Annotated in this window: 24 protein-coding genes; 16 read left to right on the top strand and 8 right to left on the bottom strand. The window is 65.4% G+C overall.

The window, feature by feature from the left end; all coding sequences use genetic code 11:
- Positions 1-2: 2 nt before the first annotated feature.
- From ACIHAX_RS14485 to ACIHAX_RS14465, 5 genes are all read right to left on the bottom strand, one after another.
- A complete protein-coding gene (locus tag ACIHAX_RS14485) occupies positions 3-1,019 on the bottom strand; it encodes a hypothetical protein (protein WP_364426157.1) in 1,017 nt (338 codons plus the stop codon).
- The gene (locus tag ACIHAX_RS14480; protein ID WP_397277788.1) at positions 1,016-2,350 is read right to left on the bottom strand and encodes a Dyp-type peroxidase; all 1,335 of its coding nucleotides are present in this window, start codon (positions 2,348-2,350) and stop codon (positions 1,016-1,018) included. The genes ACIHAX_RS14485 and ACIHAX_RS14480 overlap by 4 nt, the downstream gene beginning before the upstream one ends.
- An 18-nt stretch (positions 2,351-2,368) precedes the next feature.
- The gene (locus ACIHAX_RS14475; protein WP_397277786.1) at positions 2,369-2,929 is read right to left on the bottom strand and encodes a hypothetical protein; all 561 of its coding nucleotides are present in this window, start codon (positions 2,927-2,929) and stop codon (positions 2,369-2,371) included.
- Positions 2,930-3,000: 71 nt separating this feature from the next.
- Entirely contained in the window at positions 3,001-5,163 is a 2,163-nt protein-coding gene (locus ACIHAX_RS14470; RefSeq protein ID WP_397277784.1) for a serine/threonine-protein kinase, read from the bottom strand.
- A gap of 202 nt (positions 5,164-5,365) precedes the next feature.
- Positions 5,366-5,812 carry a CBS domain-containing protein gene (locus ACIHAX_RS14465; RefSeq protein WP_364426151.1) on the bottom strand — a complete coding sequence of 149 codons (447 nt, stop codon included), beginning with the start codon at positions 5,810-5,812 and terminating at the stop codon, positions 5,366-5,368.
- A 146-nt stretch (positions 5,813-5,958) separates the two neighbouring features.
- On the opposite strand from ACIHAX_RS14465, the gene ACIHAX_RS14460 reads away from it, so the two are divergent.
- From ACIHAX_RS14460 to ACIHAX_RS14415, 10 genes are all read left to right on the top strand, one after another.
- Positions 5,959-6,525, top strand: coding sequence for a TetR/AcrR family transcriptional regulator (locus ACIHAX_RS14460; RefSeq protein WP_397277781.1), 567 nt, complete (start codon positions 5,959-5,961; stop codon positions 6,523-6,525).
- Between the two features lie 73 nt (positions 6,526-6,598).
- The gene (locus ACIHAX_RS14455) at positions 6,599-7,630 is read left to right on the top strand and encodes a medium chain dehydrogenase/reductase family protein (protein ID WP_397277779.1); all 1,032 of its coding nucleotides are present in this window, start codon (positions 6,599-6,601) and stop codon (positions 7,628-7,630) included.
- Between the two features lie 337 nt (positions 7,631-7,967).
- Positions 7,968-8,273 (top strand): hypothetical protein, encoded by a 306-nt coding sequence (locus tag ACIHAX_RS14450; RefSeq protein WP_364426146.1) that lies wholly within the window; start codon positions 7,968-7,970, stop codon positions 8,271-8,273.
- 76 nt (positions 8,274-8,349) lie between these two features.
- Positions 8,350-8,832, top strand: a complete 483-nt coding sequence (locus tag ACIHAX_RS14445; RefSeq protein WP_397277777.1) for a nucleoside deaminase — start codon at positions 8,350-8,352, stop codon at positions 8,830-8,832.
- A 457-nt stretch (positions 8,833-9,289) separates the two neighbouring features.
- Positions 9,290-10,690, top strand: a complete 1,401-nt coding sequence (locus ACIHAX_RS14440) for a hypothetical protein (RefSeq protein ID WP_397277775.1) — start codon at positions 9,290-9,292, stop codon at positions 10,688-10,690.
- 56 nt (positions 10,691-10,746) lie between these two features.
- Positions 10,747-11,988 (top strand): MoxR family ATPase, encoded by a 1,242-nt coding sequence (locus tag ACIHAX_RS14435; RefSeq protein ID WP_364426140.1) that lies wholly within the window; start codon positions 10,747-10,749, stop codon positions 11,986-11,988.
- Complete coding sequence (locus tag ACIHAX_RS14430; RefSeq protein ID WP_397277773.1) at positions 11,985-13,223, top strand: VWA-like domain-containing protein; 1,239 nt, start codon at positions 11,985-11,987, stop codon at positions 13,221-13,223. The genes ACIHAX_RS14435 and ACIHAX_RS14430 overlap by 4 nt, the downstream gene beginning before the upstream one ends.
- Positions 13,224-13,361: 138 nt before the next feature.
- Complete coding sequence (locus ACIHAX_RS14425) at positions 13,362-14,852, top strand: glyceraldehyde-3-phosphate dehydrogenase (RefSeq protein ID WP_397277771.1); 1,491 nt, start codon at positions 13,362-13,364, stop codon at positions 14,850-14,852.
- A 299-nt stretch (positions 14,853-15,151) separates the two neighbouring features.
- Positions 15,152-16,294: a fatty acid desaturase family protein gene (locus ACIHAX_RS14420; RefSeq protein ID WP_397277769.1), complete on the top strand. Its 1,143-nt coding sequence runs from the start codon at positions 15,152-15,154 to the stop codon at positions 16,292-16,294.
- Positions 16,295-16,492: 198 nt separating this feature from the next.
- Positions 16,493-17,131 carry a hypothetical protein gene (locus ACIHAX_RS14415; protein ID WP_397277767.1) on the top strand — a complete coding sequence of 213 codons (639 nt, stop codon included), beginning with the start codon at positions 16,493-16,495 and terminating at the stop codon, positions 17,129-17,131.
- A 292-nt stretch (positions 17,132-17,423) separates the two neighbouring features.
- On the opposite strand, the gene ACIHAX_RS14410 is transcribed toward ACIHAX_RS14415, so the two are convergent.
- Positions 17,424-17,717 (bottom strand): hypothetical protein, encoded by a 294-nt coding sequence (locus ACIHAX_RS14410; protein WP_355073792.1) that lies wholly within the window; start codon positions 17,715-17,717, stop codon positions 17,424-17,426.
- A 912-nt stretch (positions 17,718-18,629) separates the two neighbouring features.
- Between ACIHAX_RS14410 and ACIHAX_RS14405 the strand changes: the two genes are divergently transcribed.
- Positions 18,630-19,391 carry a dienelactone hydrolase family protein gene (locus ACIHAX_RS14405; protein ID WP_364426129.1) on the top strand — a complete coding sequence of 254 codons (762 nt, stop codon included), beginning with the start codon at positions 18,630-18,632 and terminating at the stop codon, positions 19,389-19,391.
- 31 nt (positions 19,392-19,422) lie between these two features.
- Here the strand turns inward: ACIHAX_RS14405 and ACIHAX_RS14400 are convergent, their stop codons facing one another.
- A complete protein-coding gene (locus tag ACIHAX_RS14400) occupies positions 19,423-19,968 on the bottom strand; it encodes a hypothetical protein (RefSeq protein WP_364426127.1) in 546 nt (181 codons plus the stop codon).
- A gap of 62 nt (positions 19,969-20,030) precedes the next feature.
- Here ACIHAX_RS14400 and ACIHAX_RS14395 point away from each other — a divergent pair, with 62 nt between their 5' ends.
- Positions 20,031-20,186 (top strand): hypothetical protein, encoded by a 156-nt coding sequence (locus tag ACIHAX_RS14395; RefSeq protein WP_364426125.1) that lies wholly within the window; start codon positions 20,031-20,033, stop codon positions 20,184-20,186.
- A 122-nt stretch (positions 20,187-20,308) separates the two neighbouring features.
- Here ACIHAX_RS14395 and ACIHAX_RS14390 read toward each other — a convergent pair whose 3' ends face one another.
- Complete coding sequence (locus tag ACIHAX_RS14390; protein ID WP_397277764.1) at positions 20,309-20,704, bottom strand: YciI family protein; 396 nt, start codon at positions 20,702-20,704, stop codon at positions 20,309-20,311.
- A gap of 195 nt (positions 20,705-20,899) precedes the next feature.
- Here ACIHAX_RS14390 and ACIHAX_RS14385 point away from each other — a divergent pair, with 195 nt between their 5' ends.
- The 4 genes from ACIHAX_RS14385 to ACIHAX_RS14370 form a co-directional block, all read left to right on the top strand.
- Positions 20,900-21,442: a VOC family protein gene (locus tag ACIHAX_RS14385; protein WP_364426121.1), complete on the top strand. Its 543-nt coding sequence runs from the start codon at positions 20,900-20,902 to the stop codon at positions 21,440-21,442.
- Positions 21,443-21,481: 39 nt separating this feature from the next.
- On the top strand, positions 21,482-22,390 hold the full coding sequence (locus ACIHAX_RS14380; protein ID WP_397277761.1) for a VOC family protein: 909 nt from the start codon (positions 21,482-21,484) through the stop codon (positions 22,388-22,390).
- 3 nt (positions 22,391-22,393) lie between these two features.
- Complete coding sequence (locus ACIHAX_RS14375) at positions 22,394-23,248, top strand: alpha/beta hydrolase (RefSeq protein WP_364426117.1); 855 nt, start codon at positions 22,394-22,396, stop codon at positions 23,246-23,248.
- A 54-nt stretch (positions 23,249-23,302) separates the two neighbouring features.
- The coding region (locus ACIHAX_RS14370) for an AMP-binding protein (protein ID WP_364426115.1) at positions 23,303-23,589 on the top strand (287 nt) is incomplete at its 3' end.

Below are 23,589 nucleotides of genomic sequence, written 5' to 3'. Positions count from 1 at the left end.
GGTCACTTCATGAGGGCGAAGTTGCGCCAGAGGTTGATGAGGCTTTCGGTTCCTCCGAACAGGGTGGTGAAGTTGGTGGAGTCGATCATGACGATGTCGCCTGCGCGTCGGTCGGTGGGCGGCAGCCAGATCGCGGTGTTGAATTCGGTGTTGCCTTCGGCGGTGAAGGGGTGGGGTCGGTCGAGGTCGATGGGTTGCCGGGCGAGCAGGCGCACGGATGCGCTTGCGGGCGCGGTGAGGTGATAGTGCGGGAGGTGGGGGTGGAAGTTGAATGTGGTGACGTTGTCGAGCAGGTGCAAGTCGTCGAGGTCAGGAAATGTGGACAGGGGCGCAATGGATTTCGTGCCTTCGGCGACGGCGGGTCGGAGTCCGTACATGTTGTGCACCGGAACGTCGAGGGCTTTCATCAGTGAGCGGGTGTAGGCGCTGAAGCGTTGTTGGCGCGGCACCAGCGGGTCGCCGTGGTGCTGAAATTCGACTTGGCGTTGCTGGAGGTCATCGGTGCAACCCACGTCGTGATGAGGCGCCAAAAGCAGACAGGTGCCTTCGCGTCGCAGCCATTCGTCGAGGGCCGCGATCTCGTCGGGCGCGGCTTCTGCCTGACCGAGAACGTGGTCGAGGCCGAAGATCATGAGAGTATCGGTGTCGGCCAGAATGCGTTCGTCGAGGGGCAGTTCGAACCCGGCTTGATCGATGCGCTGGAAGACCGCGACGGGGTGACCGGTGGCCTCTCCGGCGATCTGCTGGAAGGTAAGGGTGGAGCGGTGGAACAATTCCAGCGTTCCGGCGATCCCTTGCAGAAAGTGCGCGGCGTCGTACTCGGGCGTCTCGTAGGCAGGCCAAGCCGCTTGGCGCACCTCGGTCATGGTGGAGAAGCGGTTGTCGAGCGCGGCGGGATCGCGCTGTGCCTCCCAGGGATAACTCCACGTCCAGTAGATGCTCAACCGGCGTCTGCCGGGAGTGTAGGTGCGTGGCAGCTGAGATTGGTTGTAGGTGCGTGCCTGGGTGACGGTGCTCATGGTGCCACCTCGTTGTCGGTAGGGGTGCAGAGGTAGCGCAGTGCGCGAACACCGGGCATGAAGAAGTACGCGCCACCCCTGAGAGTTGTGAACGCCGGTAATCCTCTGATGGTCTTGCGGATCGGACGTTTGGGGATCTTGTATTCCAGGGTGCCGTCTTGGTTGCCGATGATCGGATCCCGCTCGTTGCCGAGTTCGTGGAACGTCTTGTCGTTGATCCACACGTTCTGGGCGAATTCGAATTGGCGCACCAGGCTGGCACACAGCACGAAGGCCGCGATTCCGCGCTCGGCGCCGTCCTCGGAAACGCCTTCGGGGAGGTGCGGTCCGTAGGTGGCGCCGCGGCGGATCATGCGCCGCCGCTGCATGTTCACCCCGGTGTCGCGGGGATTCAGCCTGCGGATGTGCGAGCCCAAAGGCACGGCGTACCCGTAGGGGTCCATCTGTTTGTAGTTGAAATCGTTGTTTCGCCGCATATCTGCCCCGAGTTCAGGATCGTCCCGCTCGGGGGCGAGCACCAGAGGAGCGCCGCTGCGCCAGCGGCCCATGAGTTTCGCGGCCAGCAACTCCTGTTCCTCCGGGGTGTCGGTGTGCTCGGCCAGGAACTCGCGGAATCGCCCGACGTGTTCTTGTAAGCGCCGGTAGGCCATGTAGCTGCCGTTGCGCGACAACACCTCCGGTTGCGGCAATCCCACCGGAGGACCGTCCTCGTCGGGATATCCCAGGATGAACTCGCCGGCCTTGATCGGGGCACCTGTGCCCGGTGTGGGCTGCTCACCGGAGCCTTCGATCACCGGCTGCGACAACCTGTCGCGGTAGCCGAAATGGTCGTGCGGGTACTCCAACGGCGGAACGGCCGCGAGGTCCAGCGACGACAGCACCGTCACTCCGGTGCAGCGGCCGAGCAGCTGCTGGTGCTCGTGCACCCAGCGAGCGCGTTCGGCGTCGTCGTGGGCGAACAGGATCGCGATCGCGTGTAGATCGTCGCCCGCCAATCCACCGACCCAATGGTCGGGGTGAGCGGTCCCGGTGTCGCCCAGGATGGCGGCCCGCGCTGCCATGCCCTGGCGGAACTCCTCGGGGAACGTTGCCAGTGACTGTTCGGGCACGCCGAGTGCGCGTAGGCCGGTCCAGGTGAACGCGAGTGTCACCCATCGGCGGTCGGTGGTCACGGAGCGTTGTGCGTCGGCGGCCGAGGCCACGCGGTCGACCATGGCAGACAGCCACGCCCGCCCACCGGTGGCGCCGGCGAACGACAGGAACTCGTAGCGTCCGGTCAGCGCTGGGACGCGAGTCAGCAGAATGTGCTGGATGTCGTCGAGTTCGAGCATCGGCAAACCTCTCGGTCCCTACTGCATCTGGTCGAGCATGTCGGAAAAAGCCGCCTTCACGCGCAGCGCCTTCTTGACCTCGTCCGCGGTCACATAGGGGTACTCACCGTACTCCAGGAAGCTCGGGAATTGATGCTCACGAAAGAACCCGACCACCGCATCGGTATTGGTCTTCCAGTCTTCGGGGAACCCTTCGAGGTTCACGAATACGGTTGTGATGCCCGTCGACAGGAACAAGGCGATAGCATCCTCGACGTACTTGTCGAAGTCGGTATCGAAGATCCCCTGATATTGGAAACACAACCCGTCGCCGATGTCGAACAGTACCCACCGCAAGTAATGCAGCCGGAGCGGCGCCAGCACAGTGGGATCTTCGGCGACCGCGGCCTCGATTTGCTTGCCGTACTCCCGGATCGCCTCCTCGCGGCCGGGTTTGACCCGCGCGATGATCGAGAAGCCGTAATTGGCGGGTGTGCGGGGAAAGACCGGCCCGTACCGGCCTTGCTCTAGCTCGAAGAACCCCTCCTTCGGCAGGGCCATCGCCGCCGGCCTGGACCAATCCGCATCGCCTGTGGTCATGTCCGCCTCCATCTCGAGCGGTGCGGCGCGGAGCGAGCTGGAATTCCTCGGCCGGACCGCTCTTGTCGTTGTCATCTGATCGTTTGACCGAGGTGTGGGTCTCGAAATCCATCGCTGCCCTTGGGTAAGCGGATTGCGACGATCGCCGGAGCCGCGGACGGATGGGGCTGCTGGTCCGCATTGCTGCCTGCGACAGCGGGCCGCCCGCCGGTCGAGCCGACCCGCCGCATTTCGACCGTGGCACGGCTGGTCTCGGGACAAGGATCCGATTTCTCGCGGGTCCATGTACCGGTCAAGAATTCGGTGGGGTCGGGGCCCACGTCGGACGCGAACAAATCCCAATTGAATGTCGCGATGGTGTGCGGCTCGTTCGATTCCGCGAAGCAGGGAAAGGGGATGCTGTAATCGGTCCGCCAGACCCCGCCCTCGAGCCTCAACATCGGAGCGAAGACGGCGCGTGGATCTTTGCGCGGATCTGTGCCGGAATTTGTGTCCGTCGTTGCGGCGCAGCGGTCGCCCTCACGCATGCACAGGGTGTTGTATTGCTGCCGGAACTTGCTCGGCGGTGGGGGATTGGGAACGTCTGGTGTCGCGGTATACGTGATGGTTACGTCGTAGGAGCCGCTGATCGGCGCGATGGTCGGGCTGGGACCGCGGTCGGGGATGGTTTCGGGAGGGACGACGTCGACCTTCCGGTCGATCTCGCCGACGCGGGAAAGCTTCATCTCTTGTTGTTGGGTGTATGCGCAAGGGCCGCCGACGAAACTGAAGGAGTTTCCGGTCCACGCCGGGATGCCGGGTCGGAATTCGAGTCGCTGCCATGCCGGGACGTTCTGCGGCACCTTGGTGATCGGACTTTCGCAATCGGGGTCGGGGCGGGCCCGTATGTCTCTTGTGATCGTCCACGTGCCGTCGCGATAGTCCGCGCTGAACTTGGCCGGGGCTGTCTCCCGCTCGGCCGTGCTCTGGCTGGTTATCGAGGCCACGCAGCGTTCGCCGTGCGGTGGGCAGTCGGATCGGACTGACCATGTCCTTTCTTGGGGGGGACTGTTGTCCGGCTTCCCGTTGAGAGTTTTGGGCGTGTAGGTGACTTCGTATTTGCCGTCGAAAGCGACTTCCGGCTTCGATGGCCGGGTCAGCCACCAAATACCCGCTCCTAGGGCCGCGGCGATGAACGCGGCGACCACGGTCACCACTACCCCCACGACAGGCCGTTTACGTCGAGGCGGTGCGGTGCCGCCACGTGCGATCCCGCCCGATTCGGATCGAATGGGCTGAAGACCGGGCAGATCTACGGGAGGTCCAGCGTTGATCGTGGAATTTTGCTCCGCGTACGGCTCTGTGGGGGGTACCGGCGACGGCGGCCCGGGCCGATCGCGGAGATCTCCGAAGCCGGGGGGCACCGAAGCGGGGCCGGCTCGGGGAGCGCTTCCGGCGGCAACCGCAGGAGCAGTGGTGAGAGCGTGTTCGGCGGCGGCTGCCAGCTCTCCGGCGGTCTGGTAGCGGTCGTCCGGGTCCTTCGCCATGCCCCGGGCGATGACATCGTCGAACTCGACCGGTAGGTCGAGCCGCCGCATGCTCGGCGCCGGGGGTGCTGCGGTCAGGTGCGCCGCGACCTGTTGCTCCGTGCTGGTGCTCGGGTAGGGCGGTATTCCGGTCAAGAATTCGCACAGCACACAAGTAAGGGCATACACGTCGGACCGAGCGTCGGCGACCCCGCTGGTGAATCGCTCCGGAGCCATGTAGGCCAAGGTTCCGATCATCGTGCTGGTGCTGGTCAGCGGGGTATTGCTGGCCGAGCGCGCGATACCGAAGTCGATCAGATAGACGAAGCCGGTATCGGTGACCAACAGGTTGGATGGTTTGACGTCGCGGTGTACCAAACTTTGAGCGTGCGCCGCATCCAGTGCCGCCGCGACTTGGGAGATCACCCCAACCGCTGTCGCAGGCTCCATCGCACCATCGCGGTTGAGCAGGGTTCTCGCGTCGTCGCCATCGATCAAGCGCATATCGAGATAGAGGTGGCCTTCGATCTCGCCGTAGCCGTGGATCGGGACCACATGTGGTTCGCGCAGTTGAGCGGTGTCGTGAGCCTCGCGTCGGAACCGCTCCCGGAAGCTGGGATCAATCGCACAGCGCTCGGGCAGCAATTTGATCGCCACGATGCGGTCGGTAGCGGTGTCATAGGCCCGCCATACCTGGCCCATGCCGCCTTCGCCGATCAACTCGTGCAACCGGTAGCGACCGAACGCTATGCCGTTCACCGACCACCTCCCGCACGGATGAATCGCGTTCGCTATGGAGGATCAGCATTGTGAAAAGGTCGCGGTATCGATGATATCGGCCTCGGCATTCCTACTGCATCATTGTCGCGATGCTGCCCGCGTTGCACCTCTCCGAGACAGTTTTCGACGGGCTGGCCGACGCGTCGGATCCTCACACTTTCTCGGTGGCGGGCAGATGGGCCGCGCAGACCGCCTCGACGAATTCGCCGACGGTGCTATCGGCCAGATTGCGGGCCAGATCGGCCTCGGTGATGATGCCGACCAGCATGCCGTTGTCGGTGACCGGGAGCCGACGGATCCGCTGCTGCTCCATGAGGACCAGCACGTCGCGCACATCGGTGTCGATATCGACGGTGTGCAGTCGGTCGGCGCCCTGCGCCAATTCGCCGGCGGTGGTGGTCTTCGGATTCGCGCCGACACCGACCACCTTCACGACGATATCCCGATCGGTGACTATGCCGACGGGACGGCATTCGCCGTCGCAGATGGGCAGTGCGCCGATGTCGAGCTGCCGCATGCGTTGGGCGGCTGCCTCCATGGTTTCTCGAACACTGATGTGCTGTACGTCGGGCCGCATGATGGTCCGCGCGGTCGTCATGATGCATCTCCTTCTATTGCGGTGGCGTGTTCGCTACTCCGATCATCATTCGACGGCGGCGAAGGTATCGACAGGGCAGAAGGTCATCTGGCGACCGCCTCGGGCGCCGTTGCGCGAACTCGAGCAGTGAGTGTACAGTCACTCACATGAGCAGACGTGCCACTCTTTCCACCGCGGAACTCCGGCGCGAGGCCGTCGTCGACGCCGCGATCGACGAGTTCGCCCGCACCGGCTATCACGGCACGCCGATCACGAGCGTCGCGGCACGCGCATCGATCTCGCCCGCGTACGTCTTCAAGTTGTTCCCCGGCAAGGTATCGCTGTTCGTCGCCGCGCTCGATCGCGCCTTCGAACTGATCGAGGAAGCGCTGTCGGCCGGTGCGTCCCGGCCGGGCGAGACCGACCCGGATGCGATCCTGTATCGAATGGGTGGCGCCTACGCCGAACTCATCGCGGACAACAGACTGCTCATGGTGCAGGTGCACGCCCAGTCCGCGGCCGACATCCCGGAAATCGCCGCCGCTATGCGCAGCGGGCTCGAACGGGTCACCGCGTTCGCCGCGGAGCGGTCCGGCGGCAGCGCCGAGCAGGTCCAGCGCTTCATCGCCTACGGCCAGCTCTGTCATCTGATCACCACGCTCGACATCGACGCGAGCGCAGGAGAGTGGGCGGCAATGCTCACCAAGGGGATCCGGCACCCGAACCGCATGTAATCGACGTCCTGAGTGGCGAAGTCGCCATTTGCCCATCGAGTGATTGATCAATCACACACTAGGAGGTTCCGAGATGAGCACACCGAACGTGACAGTTACCGAGATCGTGTTGCCCGGCAAAGTCGAACCGAGCGGACTGCGGGTGCGGCAGCGCGAACTGCCGCCACCCGGTCGGGGGCAGGCGCTGGTGCGGGTAGAGGCCACTGGAGTCTCCTTCGCCGAGCAGCAGATGCGCCGTGGCAAGTACTACGACCAGCCGCCGTTCCCGTTCGTGCCCGGCTACGACTTGGTCGGCGAGGTCGTCGCCGTGGGTTCGGGAGTGGACGCGGCGCTGCGGGGCCGCCGGGTCGCCGCGCTCACCAAGACCGGCGGCTGGCGCAGCCACGTGCTGCTGGACGCCGCCGACTTGGTGCCGGTGCCGGACGGGCTCGACCCGGCAGAAGCGGAGACGCTGGTCGTCAACGGGATCACCGCGTGGCAGATGCTGCACCGGGTCGCCGGAACCCGGCGCGGTGCGACGATTCTGGTGCACGGTGCGAACGGCGGCGTCGGCTCCACGCTGGTGCAGCTGGCCCGCGCGGCCGGTATCGCGGTGATCGGCACCGCGTCGGCCCGCAACGCGGACGCGGTCCGGGCGCTCGGCGCGCAGTGGGTGGACTACCGCGGCGACGTGCCCGCCCAGGTCCGGGCGCTGGCGCCGAACGGTGTTGACGCGGTGTTCGACCACGTCGGCGGGCCCGGCATCGTGGACTCCTTCCGGCTGCTCGCGCCCGGTGGCACCCTGGTGTCCTACGGCACCGCGGCTACCCGCGACGTCGAAGGCGATTCCCGGCTTCCCGTGCTGAAACTGCTCGCCCGGCTGCAACTGTGGAACGCGGTGCCGAACAAGCGCAGAGCGCACTTCTTCAATCTGTGGGCGGGCAAGCGCGACGCCGCGGCCTTCCGCGCCCGGATCGCCGAGGACCTCGGGCAGGTGTTCGATCTCGCGGTGGCCGGGTCATTGCGGGCACAGGTCGCCGCACGGTTGCCGCTCACCGAGGTCGCCGAGGCGGTGCGGCTCGCGGAGTCGGGCACGGTGGTCGGCAAGGTTGTGCTGAAACCGTGAACCACGGCTCCCGGACTCTCGATGGTCGCACGGCATGCCCGAAATCATGGAGCTCGTCTCCGATCTCGGCGAGTACCGCGGCAGCGCCGCGCCCGGGAAGCATGCCCACTGAGCTCGGCGTTCGCCCGGCTCGGCAGCCGAGATGGGCGCCACCATATCCGAATGGTCACAGCGGTCGGCATTCCGCATCAGGTCGGATATCCCGGGGGTAGCGTCCTTATCGCAGTGTGCACGTTCTCTCCTGAGCACCAAGCAGTTTCTGCTCGCTACCACTCGGACTGTTCGTCCGGGGCGGTTACCGATTCAGACCGCACGGAACCAGGACAAGGAGATCGTCATGAAAGCCACACGCCTCGTTCGTTTGGGTCTTCCCCCGTTTTTCGCCGCCGCGGCGGCGCTGTTGTTCTGTCCGCCGACCGCCACGGCGCAGGAGATGTGGAACTACAACTGTTCGTCCCATTCGCCGGTGTGGGAAGGCAGGGTGACCGCTATGGACTGCACGCCGTCGAACGGTGCGCCCGCGAGTGGAGAGATCACGCAGCCGTTCCAGGTGAACGGCGGCGAGGTCATGAACTGCTCGTCCGGATGGGCGCACCTCCCCGACTTGATGGGCAAGGAATGCGGACCGGCGCCGATGCGATAGCTGATCGACCGCGTCGGCGGGTGGACCTTGTCGATTCCGGCAAGGCCCACCCGCTTTCTGCTACCAGGATGGTGCGATGACCATCACTGCCGAGGACCTTTCGTACCTGCGCCGCTGCGTCGAACTCGCCCGGGAGGCGCTCGACGACGGGGACGAGCCGTTCGGCTCGCTCCTGGTCTCGGCCGACGGGGAAGTGCTCTTCGAGGATCGGAACCGGATCAAGGCGGGTGACGCGACACGTCATCCCGAATTCGAGATCTCTCGCTGGTCCGCGGCACATCTGTCGCCTGACGAGCGCGCCGCGGCCACCGTCTATACCTCCGGCGAGCACTGCCCGATGTGCGCGGCGAGCCACGGATGGGTCGGCCTGGGGCGGATCGTGTACGCCGTGTCGTCCGGTCAATTGGTGTCCTGGCTGGCGGAATGGGGTGTCCCGCGTGCCCCGGTCGCGGCGCTGCCGATCACCGAGGTCGTGCCGGACGCCGTGGTCGACGGGCCGGTCGCCGAACTCACCGACGCGATCGAGGCACTCCACCGTGCGCACGCTTTCCGCAGCTGAAGCGGCGCCACTCAGCCGCAATGGTGTTCAGTTCTCGGCGGTGACGGGACTCCGGTCCAGAATGGTCCTGCTGATTCAGGAGAGGTTCGCCGGCTCCTCGTCGATGAGGTGGTGGCCGCACTCGAAACCTCCCGTTCCCGAATCACATTCGCCGATTCATTCGGTAGGCGGTTGCCGTACGGCTCGAGTGGCGCATCCGGGGCGACTGGATCTGCTGGTGCAGTCGTCCCCCGGGCGATGCCGCAGGGGGATGTGGCGTCGATGTATCACCGGAAACTAGCTGATCATCAACTGCACCAACCGGTCTGGCGGGTGCTTGTGGGGGTGGAAGCGGTTCGGCGAAGCTGCCGCCGAGCCCCTTCGGCTGGCCGGTGACGGTTCGGGAGGTTATGATCAACGCGATGATGACTCCATCTGTTCAAAGATTGGGGGTTCCGTTCGCACAAGGTGAGTGCTGATGCTCACTCACATCGCGAACGAGAACGACTCCCGCCTTTCCTTCTGGCTGCGTGTGCGTGAATTCGCCGTGCCGCCCTCCATGATCGAGACTGCTACCGCCCGCCGTCGCGTGGGGGACTGGGCGGGCGCGTGTGCCGCGGCAGGCTTCGATGTCGATTTCACTGTGCGGTCGGTGGCGCGTAGCCACGGGCACGAACTCGCGGCTCGAATCCGGGCCGATCTCCGCCATCTGGCTCCTGACCTGTTGCGCTGGCATCTGCCGAGAGTCGCTCCGGACGGGTTGTTGCGGCCGGGTCTGACCATCGCCTTGGCGCGGTACGACACGGCACCGGACCAGCGCGGCGGCGCACGCCCCATGCACCTTGTCGTTCGGACCGCGCCGGCTTGGGCGGACGCCGGTCAGCGGATCAGTCTCGCGCTGTGGGACGGGTCCGCCGCCGGAACCAGCGCCGGGCTCCATCCGCATCCTCGCCCACACCGGCGTTTTCGCCTGGATCTTCATCGCCATTTGTGGGACGCGCGCAGAGTCGGCGAGCTGCGCACACGGTCCGGGGCCGAGCGGCACGCGGATACTTGCGCGATGCCGGCCGCCGAACTGCTCGCCGCGGTGCCGCAGGTCCGCCGCTGCGCCGTCGACCGCTGGGCGGCCGAGGCGGAGATGCTGCGCCACACCGAGGGACGGCGTAGCGGTATTTTCGTGGTGCGGTTCGGGGCCCGGCAACGGTTGGTTCTCGACGTGGACGGAAACGGTTCTGGACGGTCCATGGTGCGGATCGCGTCGGGATACCCGGTTGGCGGCGTCTCCGCGCTGCCCGTCCTGCCCGACGCGGCGACCTGGGTGCTGCCCGATCCGGCACTGCTTCGTGCCGGCGCGATAGCGGCCGATCGGCTGCATCCGCTGGTCGCCTCGGCACTGGTACCCGACTACTCGCCGAACGATGCGCCACGCATCCTGGACCGGGCAGGTCAACCGCGCCTGGTGCAGTGCAGGGGAGAACAGCACAGGATCGGGCTGGTCGACGGGTTCCTGGCCGCGCTGGACCATAACCAGGCCGAGATCCGGCGGGAAGAACTGCTGGTCGCCCTGACCGGCACTCCACTGCCTTGCCTGCAGGCCATCGATGAGGCGCACCGTCATCCGGACTGTCTGGTCGGTGTCCGTGAGCGTTTGGACCATGGCGACACCGCCGGCGCGCTGGCCATCGTAGCGGGACTGCTCGGTCCCGACGCGGTACTGCGCGACGGTGCTCTGCGCGACGAACTGGAAACGTTCGCGCGACAACGAATTACCTATGGACTGTTCAAGGCGGCCCTGTCCGAGCCAGGGATCGGGCGCGTTCCTCCGGTGCGCCGTCCACGCGACCGCCGCGCGCACCCCCGCAACGCGACCTCGCGCTGACCCGGCGACCTCGCTGCACATCCACTCGACAACGCAACCCCTTCAGGTGATCACACATGCTTACCGCTGTCCGTACGGCCGCCGATCCGGCCCGCCCCGCCCAACTCGATGTGGCCGACGAGTTGCTGAGTCTGCTCCGCGAGGTAACCACCGAACCGCGCCCCGATAACCAACTAGAGGCCTTGGCGCTGGCCGTGGCCGCCGACCTGCCGGTTCTCCTATGGGGTGAACCAGGGATCGGGAAGACCGCGGCCCTGACCCAGCTCGCCGCCGACCTGGACCTGCCGCTGACCACGGTGATCGCGAGTGTCCATGAGCCGTCCGACTTTTCGGGCCTGCCCATCATCGGGGACGATCCCGCGGAACACGGAGTCCCGATGGCTCCGCCGGATTGGGCCGTACGGCTCGTCCGGACCGGGCGCGGACTGCTGTTTCTGGACGAACTGTCCACCGCCCCGCCTGCCGTGCAAGCCGCCCTGCTCCGTCTGGTCCTGGAGCGGCGGATCGGCACCGTGCAACTGCCGCCCGGTGTTCGGATCGTCGCCGCGGCCAATCCGCGATCCTCGGCGGCCGATGGCTGGGAACTGAGCCCGCCACTGGCCAACCGGTTCGTGCATCTGCAATGGGCCCACGACCACGAAGTGGTCGTTCGGGGCCTCGGCGGGACCTGGCCCCATGCGACGCTACCGCGGCTGGCACCCGAAAGATTGGGCGACGCTGTGACTTTCGCGCGCCGCGCGGTGTGTGCGCTTCTGGCGGCTCGTCCCGCTCTCGTGCATCAACTCCCCAGCACCGAAACCCGCCGAGGCGGTCCCTGGCCGTCGCCTCGAAGCTGGGAGATGACATTGCGGCTGATCGCCTTCGCCACCGCGGCCGGTTCATCCCGGGATGTGCTTTCCCAGCTGGTCCGAGGCACTGTTGGCGAGGGGCCGGGCTTCGAGCTGCTGGCGAGCTTGGACCGGATGGACCTCCCGGACCCGGAAGTGCTGCTCGCCGACCCGGCGGGAGCCGTCCTGCCCGAGCGGGGGGATCTGCGGCAGGCTGTGCTCGACGGCGTTGTGGCTGCGGTCCGCAAACGGCCGGAGAAATCCCGCTGGGATGCGGCATGGGCGCTTCTGGTCAAGGCTTCGGAAACCGGGGCGCCGGATCTGATCGTCGTTCCCGCAACCACTCTCGCCACGCTGCGCCAGGACGACTGGGACGTGCCCGCGGCCATCGAGGAACTCGCCGGAGTGGTATCGGTGTCCACGGAAGCGGATCGGGCAGCGGGCCGTGTCGCGGCGAAGGCAGGCCGATGACCGCGAACGCGCTGCGGCCGCTGGACCGCGACAAGCTCTTCGCCGCCCGATTGCACGCCGCCAGGGTCCGGCCCTACTTGGCGACCGCTCTGTTCGCGCTGTGCGTCGTCGAATCGCGCCGAGTACCGACGATGGGTGTCGACCGGCACTGGCGCTGCTACGTGTCGCCTGCGTTCGTGGACCGGACTTCGGTAGCGGATCTGGCCGGGGTGTGGGTGCACGAGGTGTCGCATCTGCTGCGCGACCATCACGGTCGCAGTGACCGCTTCGCCCGGCAACACGACTTGACCGGCCCGGCGGAACGACTGCGGATGAACATCGCCGCGGACTGCGAAATCAACGACGACGCATTCGGCGACGGGCTGACCCGCCCCGATGACGCTGTCACGCCCGAGTCGTTGGGGTTGCCCGAGGGGGAGCTCATGGAGGACTACCTGCGCAAGTTCCGGCTCGGACCCACTACGCAGGGCATAGCGTGGCTCGACTGCGGCAGCGGCGCAGACGGATTGGAACGCGAATGGGAACTCGGGCCCGACGGTGCGGACGGACTCAGCGAACACGAACGAGACGCCGTCCGATTCCGGGTGGCGCAGGGCATCATCGGCCGTCCGGGGAACGCCTCGAAAGGGTGGCGGCGCTGGGCGGAAGAGGCGTTCCATCCGCCGCAACCGTGGCGGGATCTGCTGGGAGCGGCTCTCCGCTCCGCGGTCTGCGTCGCCGGTGCGGGTGCGGACTACACCTATGGCTGGCCGGCACGGCGCTCGGCGGGGGTGCCCGGCGTAGTGCTGCCGAGTCTGCGGCGAACGCCGCCTCGGGTCTCGGTGCTCATCGATACCTCGGGGTCGGTCAGTGATACGGAACTGGGCAGCGCGCTGCTCGAGGTGGCCGCCATCGCCCGTGCCGTGGGCGGCCGCCGCGACCTGGTCACCGTGCTGCCGTGCGACGCGGCGGCGAGGATCGTGCATCCCTTGTGCCGTGCCGAGCGGATACCACTGGTGGGCGGCGGCGGCACTGACCTGCGCACGGGCATCGCCAAGGCGATACGAGCCCACCCCCGCCCGGATGTCCTCGTGGTGCTGACCGACGGCCAGACACCCTGGCCGACCACACGGCCACCGTGCCGGACGGTGGTAGGGCTGTTCCGTCGGCAGCACGCCGCTTCGTGGCGCGAAAACGACCCCGATTACGTTCCGGACGCGCCTCCCGCATGGGCCCGAGTAGTCGATATCGGATAGGCCGCCCGCCGCTCGGACGATGGTGCTCGTTCGGGGTCGCCACCTGGCGATCTCACGAGGGGGGATCCGGCCTCGGTGAAATCGGGGCCCTGATTAGCATCGATACGCGTGTAAATCGAGGAGATCCGAGGACCTACGTTGACTACCGAACAACTCGACCGCTGGAACGCCCAGGAAGCCGCCGCCGAGGCAATGATTCCCATCATCGGCACGTTGTATCGGGGCAAGGGCGTGACGATCCTGCTGCACAGCCGGTCGCTGGTGAACAAGTCGGTGATCAGCATCCTGCGGACGCACCGCTTCGCGCGGCAGATCGAAGGCGAGGAGTTGTCGGTGGACGAGACTCTTCCCTTCCTGCGAGTGCTCAGTGAACTGGATCTCGGGCCCTGCAAGATCGATCTCGGTCAGTTGGTCATGGCCTATCGCGCCGACGATCGCGGACTGTCGATCCGCGAGTTCACCGCGGCGGTGCTGGCCGAGGTGACCAACGGCAACAAGGCTCTGTCCCCGGGCCCGAGGGATGTCGTCCTCTATGGCTTCGGCCGCATCGGTCGCCTGGTCGCTCGCCTGCTCATCGAGAAGGCCGGATCCGGCAACGGGCTGAACCTGCGTGCCGTGGTGGTGCGCAAGGGAGGCGACGACGATCTGAGCAAGCGAGCGTCGCTGCTTCGCAGGGATTCGGTGCACGGCGCATTCAACGGCACGATCAAGGTCGATACCGGCAACGACACGATCACCGCGAACGGGAACACGATCAAGTTCATCTACAGCGATGATCCGACGACGATCGACTACACCGAGTACGGGATAACGAACGCGATCCTGATCGACAACACGGGCAGGTGGCGTGATCGGGACGGGCTGTCGCAGCATCTGCGCCCCGGCATCGCGAAAGTCGTTCTCACCGCGCCCGGTAAGGGCGATATCCCGAATATCGTGCACGGCGTGAACCATCGCGGCCTGGACCTGTCGCAGCAAATCTTCTCGTGCGCCTCGTGCACGACCAACGCGATCGTTCCGCCGCTCAAGGCCATGGACGACGAGTACGGCATCATCCGCGGGCACGTGGAGACGGTTCATTCGTTCACCAACGACCAGAACTTGCTGGACAACTATCACAAGGCGGACCGGCGCGGTCGTTCCGCGCCGTTCAATCTCGTGCTCACCGAAACGGGTGCCGCGTCCGCGGTCGCGAAGGCTATGCCGGATTTCAAGGCCAAGATCACCGGCAACTCGATTCGTGTTCCCACCCCCGACGTTTCGGTCGCGATTCTGAACCTGCAGCTTCAGCGGGAGACGACGAAGAGCGATGTGCTCGCTTACTTGCGCGGGGTTTCGCTCGCCGGGCCGTTGAGCCGAAACCTCGATTACACCGCCGCCACGGACGTGGTTTCCAGCGATTTCATCGGATCGCGCGCAGCGTCGATCATCGATGCCAATGCCACGATCGTCGAGGGTGACACCGCGATTCTCTATGTCTGGTACGACAACGAATTCGGCTACTCGTGCCAGGTGGTGCGGACGGTGCAGTACATCTCGGGCATCGAGTACCCGACCTATCCTCAGGTCGGCGCGCGGCTGGACGGCACCGCCGACGCCCGCGTGCTGACTGCGACCGACGTTCGGTAACTCGCACAACCGACACGGAAGTGTCTCGGCCATAGGACAATTCCTCATCTCGCGCCTGCCGATGTCTGTGCAACCCGATCGTCACGCGGATGTGTCGTCGATCGGCACATCCGTTCACCTCGCGGTGGTCTCATCGCGACACTCTAGTTCTCGAGGCAGGTGAGTCTTCCGGGCCGACTTCCGATAGCCTGCTGTCGTCGACGCCGGGCACGGAAGGACAACGTCCGAGCCCGGAGACCAACAGTGACAACAGGATGTGCAGGCAATCCGTGGTTCTCGAAAGTTCTACCGGTCGGACGATGCCGACCTCCTCCGTCACGACAACCGCGCTCGCGGACTATGACCCGATCGATCGGGACGGACCGCAAGCAGCGCCGGTTGCTTCGTCGCCGACCGCCGAGATCAAGGAAAACCGACCGGCGCGTGGCAGCGAGTATGCGGTGTTGCTGCGTCGAGTGCGCCAAGCCGGGCTACTGGATCGGCGGTTGCGGTATTACGTCTGGAAGAGTGCGGTCACCGCGGTGGCGTTCGCTGCCGGGTGGGCGGTGTTCGTCATGGTCGGCGACTCGTGGTGGCAGCTGGTGGTTGCCGCTTTCTTGGCAGTGGTATTCGCGCAGTTCGCGTTCCTCGGTCATGATGCCGGGCACCGACAGATCTTCGCCGGTCGGCGGGCCAACTACTTGGTCGGTGTGATCGCGGGCAATCTCGGCATCGGGGTGAGCATCGGCTGGTGGGTAAGTAATCACAACCGCCACCACGCTCACCCCAACACCGAGGGTTCGGATCCGGACGTGATGGGGGTGCTGGCCCATTCCGGCCATCGAGCACGGACCGGCAAAGGCATCCGGCGGTTGATTTTCCGCTATCAAGCCTGGCTGTTCTTTCCGATGTTGTTGCTCGAGGCAGGCAGTCTGCACTACGCGAGTGTCCGGGCGGTGCTGCGCTGGGCGATACCCAACCGCGTCTGGGAGGCCGCGCTGTTGGCCGCGCACGCCGCCGGGTATCTCGCCGCGGTCTTCCTGGTCTTGTCGCCGGGTAAAGCGGTCGTCTTCATCGCTGTGCACCAGGGCCTGTTCGGGTTCTATATGGGCTGCACTTTCGCGCCCAACCACAAGGGGATGGAGGTACTGGCCGAAGGCGAGTCGGCAGACTTTCTGCGTCGGCAGGTGCTCACGTCCCGCAATGTCCGCGGCGGCCGAGTCGTCGACGCCGCCTTCGGCGGACTGAATTACCAGATCGAGCACCACCTGTTCCCGTCCATGCCGCGGCCCAACCTGCGCCGGGCCAAGCCGATGGTCGAACAGTTCTGCGTCGAACTCGAGGTGCCCTACTGCGAGACCAGCGTCCTGGACTCCTACCGCCAAGCGCTGAGCCACCTCCACGCCGTCGGCCGACTCGCCGGCCCGCAATCTTCTGCGGTAGCCGACAGTCGACCCGACTGACTTCTCACCTCAGCTGAACCATTACAGCGCTATCTACCGGCTTCTGGCCTGGTCAGCTCGTTCCGCGGCACAGCAGGACACTCGGACTCGATCCTGTCAGCGGACCCGAGCACCTTTCGCCCGCTCGGCGTGACATTTTCGCGACCATTTCGTAATGTATCGGTGACCTATTCTCGACTGTAATCGGTAGCCGACATCATGCCTGGTCAACACCGTAAACGGACCGCAGCCCGGAAGCTCAGTGCCCTGGCCGTATGCGGCATCGCCGTGGCCCTCGCCGTCGTGTTGTGGGCGGTATCGCGACCGGGCCTGGAGGCTCGGCATGCCGCAGCGGCCGATTCGCCGCCGTCGGCAGCCGTCGCGCCGCCGACCAGCGTGCCGTCGATCACTCGGCCGACAGCGGCGGCGTCCGCGGCCGAGCAACCACCACCGTCGGCCAGGGAGGCTGCGCAGCACCTGCCACCACCGCCTCCCCCTGTACCGTGCTCGACCGAACTCGCAGGCACGCGGCCGCACGTGGCACAGGTGGGCAACCTACTCAAGAAGACGTTCGCCGTCGCCGACATCGGCGGCGCCATCGGCCGTAGCGACGGCGACCACGGCGCAGGCTTGGCACTCGATCTCATGACACCCGATTCCGCGCGGGGCGACGCGATCGCCGAATACGTGCTGGCCAATCAGCAGCGTTTCGGTGTGACCTACGTGATCTGGCGGCAGCGGTACAACGATGGCAGCGGTTGGTCCTATCTGGAAGACCGCGGGAGCCCGACCGCCAATCACTACGACCATGTGCATGTGTCGTTCGACAAGGCCGCCCAGGGGGACGTAGCCTGCTGAACTTCATTCGGTGGGTGGCCCGAAAAAAGTTCGTGCCGTCCGGCGACTTCGCCGGGCGGCACGAACCTGTGTTCAAGGAAGCTCAGCGCTCGCAGCACTGGGAGCTGTCTCCCTAGCGGGCAAACGGAATCTCTGGGTCCATCCGCCGCATCTGCTTCGATGCGGCGAATCGACTAGTTCAGCTGTAGCGAATTCACCGCTGTAGTGCGGGCCGCGGTGTGGAGCGGAGCGGCGCAGGGAAGTCCGGCCCCGAAGGGGCAGACGGACGATGCGGTGATCTACCGAGACCGGATCAGGAGGCGGGCTTGGGCTGGGTCAGGTCCCGGATGCCGGTGATCGCATCGATGACGTTGACGACGGCGGAGGTGCCCCCGTCGAGGGCCGAGCTGCCGGAGTCCAGCATGGCGGAACCGGAGGACGAGCCGGCCGAACCAGTGGACGAGCCACCGTCGGCCGAACCCGAGGCCAGGCCCGCGGAACCGGTGCCGGCGGCGGAGTGGGCGGCGGAGGCCACCGCGACCGGGCCGAAGAACAGGGCAGCGGCGGAGACGGTGCTGGCGGCGAGAAGGGCCTTACGAGAGAACATCTACGGAGCTTCCTTTCACAGTGGGATAACGACGCCATCACGGGCGCACCAGCAACGTTAAGAAAAAGAAATCTACAAATCCACTTCTCTTGCTGTGGTAATCATCACCGTTAATAGTTGGCTAACTGAATATTTAGCCGAGGTAACACAAATTGATCTTCATCCCTCGGTGAAGTCTATGATCAAATCAAATCGATTTCTCGACACCCCGCGTATCAACGTGCGGCGGAGTCGATCTCGCGGTGCGCTTCCATTCCGTTCGGCGTGAGTCGAGCCGACGGCACACTCGGTGCCACCAACCTGTGTCGTCTGGTTTGACCTGCTAGGGGACGAGTCGCACTGCGGTATGTCGGTACAATTCCGCATCCCATGCACGTCCTGCGGGGCTCTCCCGTGCCCAAACGGTGCATTCGACTATCGAACGCCCCTCCGGTGGATCCATCCAAGTGGAAGCATGCTCTCCGGTTTCGGTCGACTATTGCGCAAATCTGCGGATCCTCGGCGTCGCGATCGCTTTATGTCGCAGAAATAAACACGTCTTCTGCAAATATGCAGACAATGCATGAGCCTGGACGGACGGTTGTTGAAGATGAAATCGGCGACTGCATCCCGTTACGGACCTGCCGGATGTGCTGGCTGGTGCCGCTGAGACCGCCCTGGGGCTTGGTGTCGACGTGATAGACGAGCATGCCGCCCGCGCTGAGGCCGCACAGCATGATCGGCCGGTTGTCCCGGTCGTGTGCGGTGAGGTCGACGAGAAGGTTGACCCAGTCGTCGATGATCGGGTTCGCGTCGGGCTCGACCGCTCCGCCCCTGTCTCGGCTCGATGCTCCGACGACCGGTAGTCGAGTCGAATCGGCTGATCTTGAATGGGGTATGTTCGAAAGGCTGGCATGGCAGGAGGATTCGAGGGTGACCGCAGTGAACGGTATGTCGGTCGACGTCCGGACATCCGACGGTGTCGCTGACTCGTATGTCGCCTACCCCGACGATGGCGCCGCCCATCCGGGAGTGCTCGTGATTCAGGACGGTTTCGGACTGCGGCCCAGCCTGCGATCACTGGCCGATCGGATTGCCGCCCATGGCTACACCGTTCTGTTGCCGAACGCCTATTACCGGCACGGGCGTGCGCCTGTGATCGAGCTGCCGGACTTCATCGACCCGGGGGAGCGGCCGGAGATCTTCCAACAGGTCTTCCCGATGATCCGCGAGCTGACCCCGGAGCTCCTGCGTTCGGATGTCGGCGCATATCTCGAGTGGCTGGCAGCGTCGCCGCAGGTCATAGCGGGAAAGGTCGGCGTCACGGGTTACTGCATGGGTGCGCGGCTGGCGGTGCTGACCGCCGCCATGTTCCCCGATCGGGTTGCGGCGGTGGCAGGATTCCACGGCGGACCGCTGGTGACCGACACCCCGGACAGTCCGCATCTCACCCTCGGAAACGTCACGGCGGAACTGTATTTCGCCCACGCGGGCGAGGATCACCACATGACTCCGGAACATATCGCCCTGTTCGACAAGGCGCTGGATGCCGCCGGTGTCCGCCACCGCACCGAGGTCTACGAGGGTGCCCAACACGGCTACACCCAGGCCGATACCTCCGCACACGACCCCGAGGCCGATGAACGGCACTACCGCGAACTGCTGGCCCTGTTCGACCGCAATTTGCGCCAGTAGCCGGGCTCGGCCGACCTCGCGGAAGCAGCTGTCAGGTCGGCGGCGCGTGTCGGATGCCCCGCCATCCTAGCGGGAATCGGACCCCGGAGGCCTGGACGTCGTGAATCAGCTGCGCGTAGCCTTCGCAGACCTCACCGAGATGAAACCATGCCTCGTGCCGCACGTCGTTGTCATCGACGTGTAGCACCGTCCACCACGCGTTGGCATAGATCTTTGCGATATGGCTGATCACCTCTCCCAGGGAATGGGTGTGCCTGCGCGCTCCGGGGGCTCTCGGAACATGGACGAACGCCCACGAATCGATCTCGCTGACGATCTCGGCAATGTCGATGTGGACGCGAGCTTCATCGAATTCGGCGGGAAGACGCGTTCGATTCAGGCGCACTGGGATCAGTGCCGCGTGCAGATCGCCCAACTCCCTAGCCCACTCGATCAGCGATGATCCTTGCGTAAGGTGACCAGCGATCGCCGCCAATAACTGATCAGGCCCGAGCAACGGTGCTTTTTCTTCCTCCGGATCGCCGTCGTCGCGCGGCCGGAGTGGTTCGGCTCGGGAGCAGAAGGCCGTGGCGGTCATCGTCGCACCTCATACCGAGGCGCGATGGAGGTCGGTGCGGTTTCTTCGGCAAGGTGAACCGCGTGGCGGAGTCCCTGACCATGAGCTGCGCCGGAGGTGAATTCGACGCGTTCGTCCAAGCGTCCCACTGGAGTTCCTTCAACCGGGTTTTGCCGTTGCTGTCGATGGCGGTCGTCGCCGATGACCTGTGCGGACGGTGGAGATCTGCCACACCTTGATACCTGATCGACCATTGTCAGCAGAGTGTATACACTATGACATCAGGAAATGCGCTCGTCAACGGTTCTATGCCTGAAGGCGGTGGGAGTGCGACGAGATGCGGGCTCGAAGGGGCCCCCGCTCAATGCCATTCGTAGGTGCCGCGGCCGAGTGACAGGCGCATCGAAACGCTGCCCTCGTTGAGGCGCCACCGATGAACGACGAAGCTGCGCAGACCCGCCGTGACGAACGGATCCGCTGACGCGATGGCGGTTGCGTCGGCTTCGTCGGAGGCGCGCAAGATCGTGACGCCCGATCCCGGACCGGCGCCGGGGCCGCTGACGAGGGGGCCCGACAGGAAGACGAGGCCGCGTTCCTCGAGGTCCAGCAGCCAGGCTATGTGCGCGGGGGCGAGGGCGGCGATGTCCTCGGAGGTCGTCCCGGCCGAAGGGGTCGAGGTCACCATCCAGTAGTCCCGGCCCAGGAGCAGTGAGGGGTCAGGGGCGTCGCGATCGGCGGCGGGAGGCAATAAACTCATCGCATAACTGTATGCAATTTCCGTGCGGCGGCAACATCCCGGAAGAGCCTTGACAGTAAAAGTGCATACACATTACGGTCGGACGCGTAGCGAACAGGAGTGACGCCACCTGCGGACTCCTCGGCCGGGCCGTTCCAGGAGCACTCGATCGACCAGCACATGACCCGGCCGCCACCACGGGAAGGAAGATTCACCATGCCGATCGCTGAACTCGGTCATTTCGGAGTTTTCTGCGATGACCTGGAAGCCAGTACAGCGTTCTACCGCGACGTCCTCGGACTGACGGTCACCGACGAGGACCTGAATCTGGGCATGCGGTTCTTCAGTGCCCGGCCGAACTTCGAACACCACGAGTTCCAGCTCGTCGAAGGCCGGACCGTGGCGCGCGCCGACGAGAACACCAAACTGATTCAGCAGGTCTCGTTCCGGGTCAATCATCTGACCGAGTTGATCGAGTTCCACCGCAGATTCATCGAGCACGATGTCGACTTCGACATGATCGTGACGCACGGCAACGCGTTCGGCATCTATTTCTTCGATCCCGAGGGCAACCGTTGCGAGGTGTACTGGCAGACCGGACTGCCCGCCCGCCAGCCATTCCTGGCAGCGATCGACCTCACCGAACCGATCGAGAAACTGCTGGCCGACAACGCGGCGCTGGTAGCTCGGTACGGGGAGACCGGCTATCTGCAGCCGGGGCTGGTGAAGAACCTCATCCCGGACGCGATCGACTCCTGACACCGTGCGTTCGGCAAGTTTCCACAGGAGAGAACACCCATGATCACGCTGACCGACATCGCCTATGTGCGGTCAGGAGTCGCCGATCTCAGGACCGCCGTCGACTTCGCGACCCGCATCGTCGGTCTCGAACTCGCCGGTGAGACCGAACCAGGGATCGCACACCTTCGCGCCGACTCCCGCCACCACTGTCTGGCTTTGGTCGAGGGGGTGTCGGGGGTCCTGGCCTCCGGGTTCACCGTCGCCGACACGGATGCGCTGGAAGCTGCCGAGAACGAACTCGAGCACGCCGGTTTCGCCGTGCGGCGCGGGTCGAAGCAAGAGGCTCGCTCGCGACGCGTGGCCGAGTTCATCGGCTTCGACGATCCCTTCGGCAATCGCATCGAGCTGGTCAGCCAACAGGAGACGATCACCCGCCCCGTCGCTTTCGCTCGGCCGGCAGGCATCACGGAGTTCGGGCACCTCTGCCTCGACGCACCGGATGTGCACGAGGCCTACCGGTTCTGGAACGGGCACTTCAACGCCCGCGTGTCGGATTGGATCGGCGACGCCGCGTGCCTGATGCGGATCGATCCCGTCCACCACAAGCTCGCCGTATTCCAGGGCGAGAGCGCTGGTCTGTGCCACATGAACTTTCAGGTGGAGTCCATCGACGACGTCTTCCGTTCCTGGCACTTCCTGCGGGAACGCGAAGTCCAGATCGAAATGGGCCCTGGTCGCCACCCGCAGTCGACAGCGGTGTTCCTCTACTTTCTCGGTCCCGAAGGCTTCACCTACGAATACTCGTTCGGGGTGCGTCGCATCGAGGACGACGCGGCTTGGCGACCGCGCACGTTCGATCCGGATGAACCCGGCTCGATCGACATGTGGCTGGGTCCGGTCAAGCGGGTCTCCACGCAGCACGCGGCCTCGATGGCCGGAACCCGACCCACCCCGACGAGGAGTTAGCAAGTGGCCGTCATCACCAGCGATCATCCGACCGCATCGATACGCGAAGTCGATGGGGTGCGCACCGCTGTCATCGACACCGGGGAGCCCGCAGGCGAGAGCGCGCAGCCGCCGCTGCTGCTCCTGCACGGGTCCGGTCCCGGTGTGAGCGCCGCGGCCAACTGGCGTCCCGTGCTGCCGTCCCTGTCGCACAGCCGACGCGTCATCGCCCCCGATCAGTTGGGCTTCGGTGGCACAGCCACCGGTGCGGCGCGCACGTGGGGCCGACAGGCGTGGACCCGGCACGCACTCGCGCTCATGGACGAACTCGGCATCGAGACCTATGACATCATCGGCAACTCGATGGGCGGGGCAATCGCCTTATCACTCGCGGCCGAGCGTCCGCAGGCCGTTCGTCGACTCGTCCTCATGGGCTCGATGGGTGTCGCGATGGCGCTACCGCAAGGGCTCGACACCGTCTGGAACTACCGGCCGGGAATCGAGAACATGCGCGAGATCATCGGGCTGTTCGCCTACGACCGGGGGCTGATCACCGATCAGCTGGTCGAGATGCGATACGGGGCAAGTGTCGAGCCCGCCGTCGCGAAATCGTGGGAAGCGATGTTTCCCGAACCGCGCCAACGCTGGGTCGACGACCTGGCCCTGTCCGGTGCCGAGTTGACCCGGGTGGCACAGCCGACCCTCATGATTCACGGGCGAGACGACCGGGTGGTGCCGTGGAAGGAATCCTCGGGGGCGTTGCTGGAACTTCTTCCTGACGTCCGGCTGCACGTGCTCGGCAACTGCGGCCACTGGACCATGATCGAGAAGACCGCCGAGTTCCTCGGCGTCGTGGAACCGTTCCTGTCCGAGGCCTGACCTCGCTCAATGTGGCTTTCTGTGGGGAAGTCATCGATGGAAGAAGGAGTTCCGATGTTGAGCACTATGCAGGACGAGCCGTTGTCGTTGGCGACGTTGCTGCGCTACGCATCGACGTTCGCTGGGGATTCGACTGTGTCGACGTGGACGGGTACCGGTGTGCGCACCATGACTTATCGTGAGGTTGGCGCGGAGTCGGCGCGGTTGGCGAACGCGTTGGGTGGGTTGGGTATCGGGGTGGGTGATCGGGTGGGCACGTTCATGTGGAACAACAACGAGCATCTGGTGGCCTATATCGCGGTGCCCGCGATGGGTGCGGTGCTGCACGCGTTGAACATCCG

The sequence above is a fragment of the Nocardia sp. NPDC051929 genome (genome assembly GCF_044548645.1).
GTDB classification, from domain to species: Bacteria; Actinomycetota; Actinomycetes; order Mycobacteriales; family Mycobacteriaceae; genus Nocardia; species Nocardia sichangensis.
This window is presented reverse-complemented; position numbering and strand designations above follow the sequence as displayed.